Here is a 14,290-nt window from a genome sequence, read left to right as displayed (position 1 = left end):
AAAGTCCCTCCTTTTCGGGTATCGTTGCTTGTTAATGATTATTTAGAATACAACTCGACGATAAGCATTTCGTTTACCGGAACATCAATTGCCTCTCTGCTCGGTAATTCTTTCACGGTACCCTTCAGGTTTTCCTGGTCGGCCTCCAGCCACTCCGGTACCAGTCTTCCGGATGTTACCTCCAGAATGTCCTTGTACCTCTGAGAACCTTTGCATTTTTCTTTGATTTCGATTGTGTCACCTGCTTTTATCAGATAAGAAGGAATGTTTACCTGTTTTCCATTTACCAGAATGTGTTTGTGATCCACGATCTGTCTTGCTTCTTTTCTGGTTCTTGCCAGACCCAGACGGAATACTACGTTGTCCAGTCTGCTTTCCAGCATGATCATCAGGTTTTCACCTGTCATGCCTTTCATCTTATCTGCTTTCAGATAGTAATTGTGGAACGGTTTTTCCAATACGCCGTAAATAAATTTTGCTTTCTGTTTTTCTCTTAACTGAAGTCCGTACTCAGATACTTTCTTATTTGCTCTTTTCAGCTGTCTGTTGGACTTCTTGTCTATTCCTAAATAAATTGGATCCAATCCAAGGGATCTGCATCTTTTCAGAACCGGAACTCTGTTTACTGCCATCTTAACTTATACCTCCTAATCAGACTCTTCTACGTTTGGGCGGACGACATCCATTATGAGGTACAGGAGTAACATCTTTGATGCTTGTTACTTCAAGACCACATGCCTGAAGTGCGCGGATTGCTGCTTCTCTTCCGGAACCAGGTCCTTTTACCATAACGTCTACTGTTTTCAAACCATGTATAAGAGCTGCTTTTGTTGCTGTTTCTGCTGCCATCTGTGCGGCATACGGAGTAGATTTCCTTGAACCTCTAAAACCAAGACCGCCTGCACTTGCCCATGATAAAGCATTTCCTTCAGCATCCGTAATCGTTACAATTGTATTGTTAAAAGATGACTGAATGTGCGCCTGTCCACGTTCAACGTTTTTCTTTACGCGCTTTTTTGTCACTTTTTTTGCAGTGTTTTTCGCCATATCTAAACTAACCTACTTTCTTTGTTTTATTATCATGTTATAAAAAGTTTCACTAAATTCAGGCTGTGACTGTCAGCCTGCCTTCATAAAGTGCTCAATGCCTACTTTTTCTTATTTGCAACAGTACGCTTCGGACCTTTTCTGGTTCTTGCGTTGGTTTTTGTTTTCTGGCCGCGAACCGGAAGCCCTTTCCTGTGACGGATACCGCGATAGCATCCAATTTCCTGTAATCTCTTGATATTCAGGGCGATTTCTCTTCTCAAATCACCTTCTACCATCTGAGTCCGGTCAATCACTTCACTGATTCTCTTTACTTCCTCGTCCGTCAAATCTCTGACGCGGGTATCCGGATTTACTTTTGCTTCTGCAAGGATACGGTTGGAACTTACTCTTCCGATTCCGTAAATATAAGTCAATCCGATTTCAACACGTTTTTCTCTTGGTAAATCTACACCTGCGATACGAGCCATGTATGTCGTACACCTCCATAATTTTCTTTTCTTCACTGGCGCTGCCAGCTCACTTTCCGGCAGACTGCCGGCCGGCTGCCGCTGTCTTCGGTATTAAAGACCGGCTGCCTGTAACAATTGCAGACATATCCGCAACAAAATATGCCTTATACACGAAAAACAAACATATACAGCTACGGTTGCTCGCCCTGAAATGAGTGTATATCTTTGTTCTCTGATAAATATTCACTTCTGCACATTCACCGGATTCCCTCGGTATCAAAAAATCCGGCAACAGCCGTACACGCTGCTTATTATGAACAGTGAGAACAACTTATCCTGGTGTCTCACTACAGCCGCACATAAATAAGATGGTTTACTGTCATCCCTGTCTCTGTTTGTGTTTCGGATTCTCACAGATAATCCGGATACTTCCTTTTCTCCTGATGACTTTGCACTTCTCGCAAATAGGTTTTACGGATGATCTTACTTTCACAGCAATTCCTCCTTTCCTCTGCCTGTACAGGCAATTCGTGAATTTTTCTGCTAAGAAAAATAACTCGCTCCAAAAGCGTCCGCTTGATATTATACCATCCAAGTCCGGAAAAATCAAGGGGTTTGTCAAGTTTTTGCAGTAAAAAGGTACGGGCATCCCTTTCGGACGCCCGTACCTTTTTCATTACCCCTGCATCAGGTCAGATTATTTTACTGTAATCTTACAGGTTGCTTTACCGGTTTTCCTGGCACTGATTTTTCCATTCTTTACCGTTGCAACTTTTTTGTTGGAAGTGGACCAGGATGTTTTGTCTGTGGTATCGGAAGGAGTTACCGTTGCTTTTACATTAACGCTCTTGCCTTTTACCATATAAATCTGTTTGGTATTTAAGGTTACTTTTGAAGCCGGAACTTTTACTGTTACGGTACAGGTTGCTGTTTTATCCCCTGCTTTTGCTGTAATGGTTGCTGTTCCTTTTGCAACTGCCGTTACCGTTCCATTGGATACGGTCGCCACTTTCTCATTGGAACTGGACCAGATAACTGTTTTATCCGTTGCATTTTCCGGCGCTACGGTTGCTGTCAGAGCTGCTGTTTTGCCTTTGTCCAGCGTAATCGTTGTCTGGCTTAAGGAAATACCGCTGACTGCTACCGGCGTATTTGTACTGGTGCCTCCGCCCGGCTGTTCCGGTGTGGGCTGCTCTGGTGTGGGCTGTTCCGGTGTGGGCTGTTCCGGTGTGGGCTGTTCCGGTGTGGGCTGTTCCGGTGTGGGTTCTTCCGTCTGACCTTCTGTTACTTTTACGGTAAAGGTCTGCTGTTTCCAGCTTTCGGTCCGGGCCTCATCTGCCTGGCCTTCTGCTTCTTCTTTTACAGCAACGGTTACATTGATTTCACCCACCGCAACTGCAGTAATGGTTGCTTTTGTTGTATCATTTTCTGCAGAAGTTACCGTTGCAACATCTTCGGGCTTTGGTGCTTCCGGCTGATTTTCACTGCCTTCTTCGTTTTCATCCGGATTTTCCGGTTCTTCTTCCTTGGCAGGAAGCGCTGACGTCCATTCCAGTTCCGTTCCGTCTGCCACGCCGCTTACCGTGATTTCAGCAGTTTTATTCTCTTTCAAATCCAGATTTACGTTTCCGTCTGTCACACCGTCTAACTTAAAATTAACAGTAATTTTGCAGGTAAGAGGTGAGCCACCCGCTCCTGTTTTCTGTTCTTCGGATGCTTCCTTAACGGTAGCGCTGATATTTGCTTCACCTGCAACACCTGCTTTTACTTTTACAGTGGTCTCTGTTGCTCCGTCTGTCACTGTTGTATCGGCAGTCGCTTCTTCTGTTTCTGCCTGTTCTTCTTCGGCACCTTCTGTTTCAAAATCAATAACGGCTTTATTGTCGCTTGTCCAGGTAACTGTGCTTCCTGCTTTCAGCCCTGTGATTTTCAGCGTTCCTTTGTCCCCACTGGCCATTATTTCAGGATTATCCTCTGCGAATGCAGGTGTTGCAGTCTCTTCTGTGCTTTCTTCTGCATATACCATAGACAGGCCTGCGTATTCTGCAGGTACAAAAGAAAGGCTTCCTGCTGCCAGTACCGCTGAAAGCAGAACTGCCATGTGCTTCTTTGACAAAAACTTTTTCTTCATTTTGTTTCCTCCTTGTTTTTCATGGATTAATGTAACGTTTTATTGACAAAGGTTACATTTTGCCCCAATGATTTGAACAGACATACGCTCTGTCCCATCCGCTTATTCAGGGGATTTGAGAACTTGCAGAAAAAACGTAACAGTTCAGCCCAGGACTTTGCGCCTGCTGCAAAGTCCGTGAGAATGTGTGATGGTTGAGAGGAATCCGGCCTCTTTGCCGAAGGCAAACTGGAACAGGCCGGATTCAGTAACTATGAAGCCGAAGGCTGAATAGTTACGAAAAAACCGGTTCACAGCCTTTACAAGGAGGAAAATTATGAGTAAAACCCAGCCTATCCGACAGACCAGCCAACTGGCAGAAGTAAAAAAATACTATCTTACCGAGTGTCCCAATCCGCGCAATTACGCCCTGATTATTCTGGGCCTGAATACTGCGCTGCGTATTGGTGATATTCTGAAAATTACCTGGGACATGGTATATGATTTCAATACCGGACAGTTTCGTTCTCATTTACATCTGACAGAACAGAAAACAAAAAGGAAACCATGATTGCCCTGAACCGCATGGCGGTTACCGCACTGGAACTGCTGCGCCAGAATCAGTGCCCCATACAGCCAGGCGCCTGTCTGTTTGCAGGTCAAAAAGACAGAACATCCCATATCAGCCGCCAGCAGGCCTACCGAATCATAAAAAAAGCCGCAGATTATGCCAGCCTGCCGGAGCATATCAGCTGTCACTCTCTGCGGAAAACTTTTGGTTACCATGCCTGGAAAAACGGAACTCCTCCGGCACTTCTGATGGCTATCTTCAATCATTCTTCCTATCAGATTACAAAGCGTTATCTGTGTATTGAACAGGAAGATATGGACGATGTGTTCTGCCATCTTAATCTTTAAGGAATAAAAATTTTTAAATAGCTATAAAGTATTTGTAATCTGCACCGATATATAAGATACAGACTAAAAATGTAACCTTTGTCAATAAAAGGTTACATTTTTTATTTTATTCTAACCATATTGTTTCTGTTTATGCAAAACCGGTTTCATCCTGTACCGGCAGACTTCCTCTATCCACACACCTTGAACCCTGTATGCCAGTGGTGTATAATAAAAGAAACATCACACAAAGGAGTACTAAATCATGAGATCAGAATTCAAACACAAAAGAAGCACCTGTGTTCTGCTGGCAATGCTGCTGGCCCTGTCCTGCAGCATAACACCTCTGCAGGCGAAGGCAGCCTCTCCGGCGGAACAGGAAGAGACTTTGCCGGCAGAACAGGCAGAAACTTTGCCGGCAGAACAGGAAAAAGCCTTACAGGAAACATCTTCCGGCAAAAGGGATTACGAAAACAGCTCCGGGGAGGAACTTTCCACAGAACACCTGGAACTGCCGGAATTACCGGAAGAATTATCCAGAGAACCGGAAACAGTCACGGAAACCGCCGGAGAAAATAGTTCCCCTCAGGCAGAAGGGGAAAATATTCCCGCTGACGGGCTGGTACAGCAGGGAAATTATTATGTTCTCTATGTGGGAGGCCAGCAGGTAACTGCTGCCGGATGGCAGGAACTTCCCACGGGAAAATTTCTCATTGACGCCGACAGCCATGTGGCTGCCCGCATGGAAGCGGCCGGCAGTTCCTGGCTGTTCTTTCAGTACAGTTCCGATACCCTTTCCTGGGAACTCCGGGGCAATATCTGGGAAACCGTAAACGGTAAAGATTATTATTTTGACACCACCGGAATCTGTACGAAGATTTTTGACACGGTTTCCGCACAGCTAACTGTTTTTGCCAATGACCGGATGATTCCGGCAAACAATTACATATATCCGCTGAAAGACGGGCGCATATATTATTTTGACGCCGCAGGCATCTGCAACACCCTTTCCGAATGGAAAAAAATTTCATCTGCAGAATGGTATTATGTAAATGGAGATGGATATGTATCGGACAAACTGACAAGTAACAAAAACCTCCGGAAATATTACGTCTACAATTACAGCACATCTCAATGGGAAAAACAGAAAGACGTCTGGAAAACCATAGAAGGAAAAGAGTATTATTTTAATGCCAGAGGAAAATGCGTAAGAATTTATAATCCTGCCACAGAAAAATGCCAGAAATACGAAAACGGCAAACTAATTAAAATCAGAAAAGATATTGTCCGCCTGAAAAATGGGAAATATTATTATTTTAACGGCAAAGGCGTCCGGGTAACGAAAAAAGGGTGGCAGAAACCTTCCGGCAAACAGTATATGGAAATCGGGAAAAAGGGCTATGTAACCGGTAAAATAACGAAATCCGGAAATACCTGGAAATGCTACCGGTATGACTACAAAGACAGCAAATGGAAGAAACAGAAGAAGGTCTGGAAAACCGCCGACAAAAAAGTCTTCTATTTTAATGGTTCCGGCAAGTGTACCCTGCTTTACAACAAAAAAACCGGAAAATGCTACGATTACAAAAGCGGAAACATGGTTGTTGTCAGAAATGATGTGCGCGACATTCAGGGTACCCGGTATTATTTCGCTTCCAACGGTATAAGAAACAGTTCGCCGGGTCTGTATCTTACCGCTTCCGGCCGAATTATTTATGCGGAATCCAATGGAACCGTAAGCCGGGAGCTGTCCGGAGAAATTCTGGAATATACCGAAGCAGGTGGGAAAATTACCTCCTGCCGAATCCGTGACGGTCATTTTATGTGCTATTATAACAGTTCCGGAACCTTAACAAGGCAGATTGATTTGAATCAGCCCATGGTGGCGCTGACATACGATGACGGTCCCTCCCAGTATACCTCAGAAATTCTGGATATCCTGGCGCAATACGGGGGTACAGCAACCTTTTTTGTGGTGGGGAATCGGGTACCTTCCTGGCCCGGCGTGTTAAAGCGCGCTTTTGATATGGGATGTGAAATCGGCAATCACACCTACGACCACAAAATTCTGACCAAAACGGACGTTGCCACTATTCAAAGCCAGATAAATGGAACAAACGCAGCGGTACAGAGCATTACCGGTGTTTCGCCGGCTGTCATGCGTCCGCCGGGAGGGGGATACAATGGTACGGTTTCCGCCGCAGTGGGAATGCCCATCATTTTATGGTCCATTGATACTCTGGACTGGAAAACCAGAAATCCTCTGCTGACCCAAGCATCCGTTCTGAACCATGTACAAAACGGTGATATTATCCTGATGCATGATCTCTACAGCCAGACGGCCGCCGCGTCCGGAGTTATTATTCCGGAACTGCGTAACCGCGGTTATCAGCTTGTAACTGTCAGTGAGCTTTCTGACTGCCGGGGCGCCATGTCCAATGGAAGCGTGTACCACGCCTTTCCCTGAGACTGCATAAAACAGCCAGACTCCTCAGAATTGAGGATTCTGGCTGTTTTTATTCCCTGTCCATCAATCCTGAAGGAATTGACGGACAGGGAAGCCCGTTTTGTTCTATTTATCTCTCCATATGATTCTTCCTTTTGTCAGGTCATAGGGGGACATTTCAATGGTGACTTTATCTCCCGGAAGAATACGGATAAAATTCATTCTCAGTTTTCCGCTGATATGGGCCAGAATCTGGTGTCCATTTTCCAGTTCCACCTGAAACATGGCATTCGGCAGCTTTTCCACTACCGTTCCTTCTACTTCGATTACGTCTGCTTTTGACATATTGTTTCCTCCTGATATTCCATGCTTTTCTGATAAAGCTGAATGGCTCTTTTTATTTCTTCATTCCGAAAATTCTCCTGCGTAAAGACTTCTGTAATTTCTTTCGGAAGCTGTTTTATTATCTGAATATGTTTTCTGTTCTTTTTTTTCGGCTTTTCCAGTGGTTTTAATTTACCATCCGCCAGATACACCATATCGGCTTCTTCTTTTACAATTACATAAATGCTGTCTTTGTCGTGACCGGATCTGGAAACTGCTAATTTTATATCCATGGTTTTCTCCATCTTCCTGCGGACAGACGTTTACTCACATCTGCTTTCAGCCTGATTATGCCAGGTTGCCTTCCATGCCTGAAAGACTCAGGATTTCCGGCTCCCCGGATGTCACCAAAATTGTATTTTCGTAATGGGCGGACAACGAACCGTCCTGTGTTACAACCGTCCAGTTGTCATCCTGCCATGCCACATCAAAACGCCCTGCATTGATCATGGGTTCAATTGCCAGTGTCATGCCTGCTTTCAGTCTTACGCCTCTGCTTTTCTGGGTAAAATTGGGAATCTGGGGGTCTTCATGGAGCCGGGTTCCTATCCCGTGCCCTACCAGATCCCGGACTACTCCATATCCAAAGCTCTCCGCGTAAGTAGCAATTGCATTAGAAATCTCATGTAGATGATTGCCTTCTTTTGCGTATTTTATGCCTTCAAAAAAACTCTGCCTGGTTCTTTCAATCAGCAGGGAGGCTTCTTTTGAAATCTCCCCGATTCCGTGAGTTCGGGCTGCGTCGGAGTGATATCCTTTATAAATGACTCCGATATCCAGGCTTACAATGTCGCCTTCTCTGAGCTTTCGTTTCCTGGTGGGAATCCCGTGGACTACCTCATCATTTACCGATACGCACACCGAAGCCGGATATCCATTGTAATTTTTAAAGGATGGAATGCACCCGTAACTCCGGATAATTTCTTCTCCCAGACGGTCGATGTCCAGAGTAGACATGCCTTCCTTCAATTCCTTTTCCAGATTTTCATGCACCTTTTCCAGGATTTTTCCTGCTGCCCGCATTAACTCAATTTCTCTGGCAGATTTAATTGATACTGACATTTTTTACGCTCCTAAAATTCCCACAATGGCACCAAATACATCTTCCATTGGCTGGGTTCCGTCTACGGTCTTTAAAATATTCTGTTTTTTGTAATAATCAATCAATGGCTGTGTCTGTTCATGGTAAACATCCAGACGTTTCTTTACCGTTTCCGGCTGGTCGTCGTCTCTCAGTACTACTTTGTTGCCGCAGCGATCACAGATACCTTCCACTTTGGTGGGGATGGAAACGATATGATAAGTTGCGCCGCAGTTCAGACATGCGCGTCTTCCGGACATTCTATTGATAATATTTTCGTCGGGAACGTCCACATCAATGGCATAATCCATTTTTTCATTAATTTTTGCCAGGGCCGCATCCAGTGCTTCCGCCTGGGGAATGGTTCTTGGAAATCCGTCCAGAACAAAACCGTTTTTGCAGTCTTCCTGTCCAATACGGTCCATAACCAGATCGCAGGTCAGTTCATCAGGAACCAGAAGCCCCTGATCCATGTACTCTTTTGCTTTTTTTCCAAGGTCAGTGCCTGCTTTCAGGTTGGCCCGGAAAATATCTCCGGTAGAAATATGAGGAATGGAATATTTGTCTGCAATCTGTTTTGCCTGTGTTCCTTTTCCTGCTCCCGGTGCTCCTAACATAATAATCTTCATACCTGTCTCCTCCTTTTTTACTCTGAATGCCTGGCCGTCCGCAGACAGGCCAGGCATAGTCATAACTTATCAGTCATTTAAAAAACCTTTATAATAGCGTACCAGCATCTGGGACTCAATCTGTTTCAGTGTTTCGATGACAACACCTACTATAATGATAATAGATGTTCCGCCGAAAGACACATTGGCGCTGAATACTCCGTTGAAGAAAATCGGAATAACCGCAACAATCATAAGTCCAACTGCTCCGATAAACACAATATAATTCAGAATTTTCGTCAGATAATCACTGGTTGGTTTTCCAGGTCTGATGCCTGGGATAAACCCGCCCTGACGTTTCATATTATTTGCCACTTCCAGCGGATTGAAGGTGATGGATGTATAGAAATATGCAAACGCAATAACCAGTACAATGTACACCAGCAAACCGATACTGTAAATGGGGTTTTCCGGATCACACCAGTAGGACTGGGACAATCCGTGGAGAATTTTGCTTCCGATTCCTGTTCCCTGGCCTTTTCCCATAATGGTTGCAATAATGACCGGGAACTGCATAATGGACTGGGCAAAAATAATAGGGATTACGCCGGCAGTATTTACCTTCAGGGGAATATGGCTGGACTGGCCGCCCACCTGTCTCCGGCCCTGAATTTTCTTACTGTACTGTACCGGAATCCTGCGCTCTCCATCCTGCAGAATAATAACGAATACCACAGTAACCAGAATGACTGCCAGAATTACCGCTGCCGCGATAATTGCATTTCCCACGTTGGGAGCGTTTGCAATAAACTGGGTGTAAAGGGTCATCAAATCTTCCGGAATCCGGGAAATAATATTGATTACCAGCACGATGGAAATACCATTTCCCACGCCATGCTCCGTAATCCGCTCGCCAATCCACATCAGAACTGCAGAACCTGCGGTCAGGCCGGTCACCATCATGATGACGTGGGGTGCGTCAAACTTATCCAGATATCCGCCCCGGCCAAACCCGATGGCCATGGCAATGGACTGAATCAGTGCAAGGGCAACCGTTACATAACGTGTAATCTCTGCAATCTTTTTTCTTCCATCTTCTCCGTCTTTCTGCATTTCTTCCAGCTTCGGTATGGCTATGGTAAGAAGCTGCATAATGATGGAAGATGTGATATACGGCGTGATATTCAGTGCAAATACTGACATCTGTTCAAAGGAACCGCCCGTGATGGCGTCAAAAAAGTTCAGTGCGTCGGTTCCCTGGGCTGCAAACCAGTTTGCAATGACATCGCCTTTTACACCAGGAAGGGGAAGCTGGGAGCCGATACGGATAATCACCAGCATTGCCATCGTATAGAAAATACGATTCCTGATATCTTTTATTTTAAATGCATTGCGGAGTGTCTCCAGCATTAGATCACCTCTGCTTTTCCACCAAGAGCTTCAATCTTTTCTTTTGCGCCTTCACTGAACGCATTTACCTGTACGGTCAGCTTCTTGGTAAGCTCTCCTCTTCCAAGGATTTTCACACCGTCTCTCGGTTTCTTAATGATTCCCTGCTCCAATAATGCTTCTATCGTTACCACTGCATTGTCTTCAAATTTTTCTTCCAGAACTTCCAGATTCACTGTAACGATATCTTTTGAATTGATGTTGGTAAATCCGCGTTTGGGGATTCTCCTGTATAAAGGCATCTGACCGCCTTCAAATCCTGGTCTCGGTGCTCCGGAACGAGCCTTCTGACCTTTGTGTCCCTTACCTGCTGTCTTACCATTTCCGGAACCATGACCGCGGCCTCTTCTGAAATTATTGCTGTGCTTTGAACCTGCTGCCGGTTTTAAATTTGATAAGTCCATGTTGACACCTCCTTACTGTTCTCTTAGATTTCTTCTACTTTCACTAAATGTTTTACCTGTCTTACCATCCCTCTGACTGCTGCGTTATCGGGCATTTCCACACTGTGGTTTAATTTTCTCAGACCCAGTGCTTCTACTGTCTTACGGTTCTTTGGTACCGCGCCGATTGGGGATTTCACAAGGGTGATTTTTAATTTCTCTGCCATTTTTCATATCCTCCTTAACCGAGTATCTCTTCTACAGATTTACCGCGGAGTTTTGCTACCTCTTCCGGAGATTTCAACTGACTTAAAGCATTAATCGTAGCAAGAACTACGTTCTGCTTGTTGTTGGAGCCCAGAGATTTTGTACGGATGTTTTTGATTCCGGCCAGCTCGCATACGCTACGTGCCGGACCGCCGGCAATTACACCGGTACCTTCGGGAGCTCTCTTTAACAGTACGGACGCACCGGTATGTTTTCCGGTGATATCATGAGTAATACTGTTGTTATCATCTAATTTTACAGAAATCAGTTTCTTGATTGCGTCTTCTTTCCCTTTGCGGATTGCTTCGGGAATTTCCGTTGCTTTTCCTAAACCTGCACCTACATGACCATTGCTGTCGCCAACAACAACCAAAGCTGTAAAACGCATGTTACGTCCGCCCTTTACAACCTTTGTTACACGTTTGATTGATACTACTTTTTCTGTTAATTCCAATTGACCAGCATCAATAATTGTACGTTTCATGTATTTGTCTCCTCCTATTAAAAGTCTAATCCGGCTTCTCTTGCCGCATCAGCCAAAGCCTTAATCTTGCCCTGATAGATATAACCACCTCTGTCGAAGACAACGGTTGTAATGCCTTTTTCCAGCGCCCGTTTTGCGATTACGGTTCCAAGGTGTGCCGCTGCATCCACATTGTTGGTCTTTTCCAGTTCAGCTTTTACATCTTTCTGAAGAGTAGACGCGGAAACGATGGTATTTCCTGCTGTATCGTCAATTACCTGTGCATACATATGGTTATTGCTTCGAAACACAGCTAAACGTGGTCTTTCGGCTGTACCGGAGAAACGATTACGAATTCTTCTGTGTTTTTTCATACGGACTTCTGCTCTTGATTTCTTATTAACCATTTTTTTGTTCCTCCTTTAATTATTTTTTACCGGTCTTACCAACCTTACGCCTGATAACCTCATCCACATATTTGATACCTTTGCCCTTATAAGGTTCAGGTCTTCTCTTGTCTCTGATTTCCGCTGCGTACTGGCCGACTTTCTCTTTATCAATTCCGGAAACCGTAATTTTGTTTCCTTCTACTTTGGACTCCAGGCCCTCCGGGTCCGTCATAACAACCGGATGGGAATATCCCAGGTTCAAAGTTAATTCTTTGCCGGATTTGGATGCTCTGTAACCAACACCGTTTACTTCCAGCTCTTTGGTGTAACCATTGGTTACGCCCACTACCATATTGTTAATCAGGGTTCTGGTCAGACCGTGTAAAGACTTCATTTTCTTCAAGTCGTTGGGTCTGGTTACAGTGATTTCAGAACCTTCTAATTTGATTTCCATTTCTGTTGGAAGGGTTCTCTCAAGAGTTCCCTTCGGACCTTTTACAGTCACATGATTATTTTCTGCAATATCTACAGTAACGCCTGCAGGTACTGCGATTGGCATTCTTCCGATTCGTGACATGCCCGTACCCTCCTGTAATTTATTGTTTTTTATAGGCTGTGAGAGTTCCACTCGACTAACGCGCTGCCTTCGCCAAAAACCGGCTCGTCACCGCCAAGTCTCGGGAACGGCTTTCGCACTAAGTTTCTTTCAATGAAGATACTCTCTACTTCGTTACGAGTATCCGCTTTCTCACTAAGCTCGGCATCCCTCGCTAAGTGTTCAATGTGTCACCAAGTGCTCAATGCCTACCATACATAGGCCAGCACTTCGCCGCCTACTGCTAATTTTCTTGCTTCTTTATCTGTTACAACACCCTGATTGGTGGAAAGAATTGCGATTCCAAGTCCGCCGAGAACCTTCGGGATTTCATTTTTGCCGGCATATACGCGAAGTCCCGGTTTGGAAATTCTTTTCAGTCCGGTAATGATTTTTTCGTTTTTGTCTTTGCCGTATTTTAAGGTAATACGAATGGTTTTGAAGTTGCCGTCTTCCACAATATCATATTTTGTAATATAACCTTCGTCCACAAGAATGTTGGCAATTGCAACTTTCATCTTGGAAGCCGGAACATCAACTGTATCATGTTTCGCAGTATTTGCATTACGGATTCTTGTAAGCATATCTGCAATCGGATCATTTATAGTCATGATATATTTTCCTCCTTTACTACCAGGACGCCTTTTTCACTCCTGGGATCTGTCCTTTATATGCTAATTCACGGAAGCAGATTCTGCAGATTCCGTATTTTCTCAGATATGCATGTGGACGTCCACAAATTCTGCAGCGGCTGTATTCTCTGGTAGAGAATTTCTGTTTACGCTGCTGTTTGATTTTCATTGCTGTTTTTGCCATTGAAATTCCCTCCTTACTGTTTTGCAAATGGCATATTGAACTGTGTCAGTAATTCGCGGGCTTCCTCGTCTGTTTTGGCTGTTGTTACAAATACAACGTCCATACCGCGGATTTTATCAATCTTATCATACTCGATTTCCGGGAAAATAAGCTGTTCTCTGATTCCAAGGGCATAATTTCCTCTTCCGTCAAATGCATTTGGATTCACGCCGCGGAAGTCACGTACACGGGGCAGTGCCAGGTTAATCAGACGGTCAACAAACTCATACATTTTGTCGCCCCGTAAGGTTACCTTGCATCCGATTGGCATTCCCTCTCTGATTTTGAAGTTCGCGATGGAATTCTTTGCTTTGGTGATAACAGCCTTCTGACCGGTGATGATTTCCAGGTCTTTTACTGCCGCATCAAGGAGTTTTACGTTTTCTTTTGCTTCACCAACACCCATGTTGATGACTACTTTTTCAATTTTCGGTACTTCCAGAACATTTTTATATCCGAATTTTTTCATCAGAGCGTCTACGATTTCGTTCTGATAAATTTCTTTTAATCTGCTACTCAACTGAATGGACCTCCTCTCCTGAATTAATCAATCACTTCGCCGGTGGATTTGGCAAAACGTACTTTTTTGTCCCCGTCCATTTTAAAGCCCACACGGGTGGGTTTTCCTTTGTGAACGTACATTACGTTGGAAATATCAAGGGGTCCTTCCTGATGAACGATACCGCCCTGCTGATTTGCCATACTTGGTTTGGTGTGTTTGGTAATCATGTTGATGCCTTCCACCAGTACCGTATGGTTCTTTCGGTTGATTGAAATTACCTTGCCTTCTTTGTCTTTATCTTTTCCGGCGATTACCTTCACAAGGTCGCCTTTTTTAATCTTTAATGTTGCCATAGACCCACA

The 14,290-nt window shown here is 44.5% G+C and carries 22 protein-coding genes; 3 read left to right on the top strand and 19 right to left on the bottom strand.

Annotated features, from left to right (window positions below; genetic code table 11):
* Window positions 1-38: 38 nt before the first annotated feature.
* The 5 genes from rpsD to VSQ32_18520 all read right to left on the bottom strand — a co-directional run bounded on the left by rpsD (window position 39) and on the right by VSQ32_18520 (window position 3,630).
* On the bottom strand, window positions 39-632 hold the full coding sequence (rpsD, locus tag VSQ32_18540; GenBank protein MEH2944789.1) for a 30S ribosomal protein S4: 594 nt from the start codon (window positions 630-632) through the stop codon (window positions 39-41).
* A 19-nt stretch (window positions 633-651) separates the two neighbouring features.
* Window positions 652-1,047 carry a 30S ribosomal protein S11 gene (gene rpsK, locus VSQ32_18535; protein ID MEH2944788.1) on the bottom strand — a complete coding sequence of 132 codons (396 nt, stop codon included), beginning with the start codon at window positions 1,045-1,047 and terminating at the stop codon, window positions 652-654.
* Window positions 1,048-1,148: 101 nt separating this feature from the next.
* Window positions 1,149-1,517 carry a 30S ribosomal protein S13 gene (gene rpsM / locus VSQ32_18530; protein ID MEH2944787.1) on the bottom strand — a complete coding sequence of 123 codons (369 nt, stop codon included), beginning with the start codon at window positions 1,515-1,517 and terminating at the stop codon, window positions 1,149-1,151.
* A gap of 361 nt (window positions 1,518-1,878) precedes the next feature.
* Entirely contained in the window at window positions 1,879-1,992 is a 114-nt protein-coding gene (rpmJ, locus tag VSQ32_18525; GenBank protein ID MEH2944786.1) for a 50S ribosomal protein L36, read from the bottom strand.
* A gap of 204 nt (window positions 1,993-2,196) precedes the next feature.
* Entirely contained in the window at window positions 2,197-3,630 is a 1,434-nt protein-coding gene (locus VSQ32_18520; protein MEH2944785.1) for an Ig-like domain-containing protein, read from the bottom strand.
* A 316-nt stretch (window positions 3,631-3,946) separates the two neighbouring features.
* Between VSQ32_18520 and VSQ32_18515 the strand changes: the two genes are divergently transcribed.
* From VSQ32_18515 to VSQ32_18505, 3 genes are all read left to right on the top strand, one after another.
* Window positions 3,947-4,180 (top strand): hypothetical protein, encoded by a 234-nt coding sequence (locus tag VSQ32_18515; GenBank protein MEH2944784.1) that lies wholly within the window; start codon window positions 3,947-3,949, stop codon window positions 4,178-4,180.
* Complete coding sequence (locus VSQ32_18510; GenBank protein ID MEH2944783.1) at window positions 4,177-4,527, top strand: tyrosine-type recombinase/integrase; 351 nt, start codon at window positions 4,177-4,179, stop codon at window positions 4,525-4,527. Before VSQ32_18515 ends, VSQ32_18510 begins: the two co-directional genes overlap by 4 nt.
* A gap of 244 nt (window positions 4,528-4,771) precedes the next feature.
* Complete coding sequence (locus VSQ32_18505; GenBank protein MEH2944782.1) at window positions 4,772-6,973, top strand: polysaccharide deacetylase family protein; 2,202 nt, start codon at window positions 4,772-4,774, stop codon at window positions 6,971-6,973.
* 105 nt (window positions 6,974-7,078) lie between these two features.
* On the opposite strand, the gene infA is transcribed toward VSQ32_18505, so the two are convergent.
* The 14 genes from infA to rplX form a co-directional block, all read right to left on the bottom strand.
* Entirely contained in the window at window positions 7,079-7,297 is a 219-nt protein-coding gene (gene infA / locus VSQ32_18500; protein MEH2944781.1) for a translation initiation factor IF-1, read from the bottom strand.
* Window positions 7,279-7,569 carry a hypothetical protein gene (locus VSQ32_18495; GenBank protein ID MEH2944780.1) on the bottom strand — a complete coding sequence of 97 codons (291 nt, stop codon included), beginning with the start codon at window positions 7,567-7,569 and terminating at the stop codon, window positions 7,279-7,281. Before VSQ32_18495 ends, infA begins: the two co-directional genes overlap by 19 nt.
* A 55-nt stretch (window positions 7,570-7,624) precedes the next feature.
* Window positions 7,625-8,398 carry a type I methionyl aminopeptidase gene (gene map, locus VSQ32_18490; GenBank protein ID MEH2944779.1) on the bottom strand — a complete coding sequence of 258 codons (774 nt, stop codon included), beginning with the start codon at window positions 8,396-8,398 and terminating at the stop codon, window positions 7,625-7,627.
* Window positions 8,399-8,401: 3 nt separating this feature from the next.
* Window positions 8,402-9,046: an adenylate kinase gene (locus tag VSQ32_18485; protein ID MEH2944778.1), complete on the bottom strand. Its 645-nt coding sequence runs from the start codon at window positions 9,044-9,046 to the stop codon at window positions 8,402-8,404.
* Window positions 9,047-9,115: 69 nt separating this feature from the next.
* Window positions 9,116-10,435 carry a preprotein translocase subunit SecY gene (gene secY / locus VSQ32_18480; GenBank protein MEH2944777.1) on the bottom strand — a complete coding sequence of 440 codons (1,320 nt, stop codon included), beginning with the start codon at window positions 10,433-10,435 and terminating at the stop codon, window positions 9,116-9,118.
* The gene (gene rplO / locus VSQ32_18475; protein ID MEH2944776.1) at window positions 10,435-10,878 is read right to left on the bottom strand and encodes a 50S ribosomal protein L15; all 444 of its coding nucleotides are present in this window, start codon (window positions 10,876-10,878) and stop codon (window positions 10,435-10,437) included. Before rplO ends, secY begins: the two co-directional genes overlap by 1 nt.
* 23 nt (window positions 10,879-10,901) lie before the next feature.
* A complete protein-coding gene (gene rpmD / locus VSQ32_18470; GenBank protein MEH2944775.1) occupies window positions 10,902-11,084 on the bottom strand; it encodes a 50S ribosomal protein L30 in 183 nt (60 codons plus the stop codon).
* A 14-nt stretch (window positions 11,085-11,098) separates the two neighbouring features.
* Entirely contained in the window at window positions 11,099-11,608 is a 510-nt protein-coding gene (rpsE, locus tag VSQ32_18465; protein MEH2944774.1) for a 30S ribosomal protein S5, read from the bottom strand.
* Between the two features lie 17 nt (window positions 11,609-11,625).
* Entirely contained in the window at window positions 11,626-11,994 is a 369-nt protein-coding gene (gene rplR, locus VSQ32_18460; protein MEH2944773.1) for a 50S ribosomal protein L18, read from the bottom strand.
* Between the two features lie 19 nt (window positions 11,995-12,013).
* On the bottom strand, window positions 12,014-12,553 hold the full coding sequence (rplF, locus tag VSQ32_18455) for a 50S ribosomal protein L6 (GenBank protein MEH2944772.1): 540 nt from the start codon (window positions 12,551-12,553) through the stop codon (window positions 12,014-12,016).
* Between the two features lie 227 nt (window positions 12,554-12,780).
* Window positions 12,781-13,182, bottom strand: a complete 402-nt coding sequence (gene rpsH, locus VSQ32_18450) for a 30S ribosomal protein S8 (protein MEH2944771.1) — start codon at window positions 13,180-13,182, stop codon at window positions 12,781-12,783.
* Window positions 13,183-13,201: 19 nt separating this feature from the next.
* On the bottom strand, window positions 13,202-13,387 hold the full coding sequence (locus VSQ32_18445; protein ID MEH2944770.1) for a type Z 30S ribosomal protein S14: 186 nt from the start codon (window positions 13,385-13,387) through the stop codon (window positions 13,202-13,204).
* A 13-nt stretch (window positions 13,388-13,400) separates the two neighbouring features.
* Window positions 13,401-13,946 (bottom strand): 50S ribosomal protein L5, encoded by a 546-nt coding sequence (gene rplE / locus VSQ32_18440; protein MEH2944769.1) that lies wholly within the window; start codon window positions 13,944-13,946, stop codon window positions 13,401-13,403.
* A gap of 23 nt (window positions 13,947-13,969) precedes the next feature.
* Window positions 13,970-14,281: a 50S ribosomal protein L24 gene (gene rplX / locus VSQ32_18435; protein MEH2944768.1), complete on the bottom strand. Its 312-nt coding sequence runs from the start codon at window positions 14,279-14,281 to the stop codon at window positions 13,970-13,972.
* Between the last annotated feature and the right edge of the window lie 9 nt (window positions 14,282-14,290).

This window comes from Lachnospiraceae bacterium JLR.KK002 (assembly GCA_036941025.1).
Classification (GTDB): Bacteria; Bacillota; Clostridia; order Lachnospirales; family Lachnospiraceae; genus Petralouisia.
Note: the sequence above shows the minus strand (reverse complement) of the source record. Positions and strands in the feature narration are given on the sequence as shown.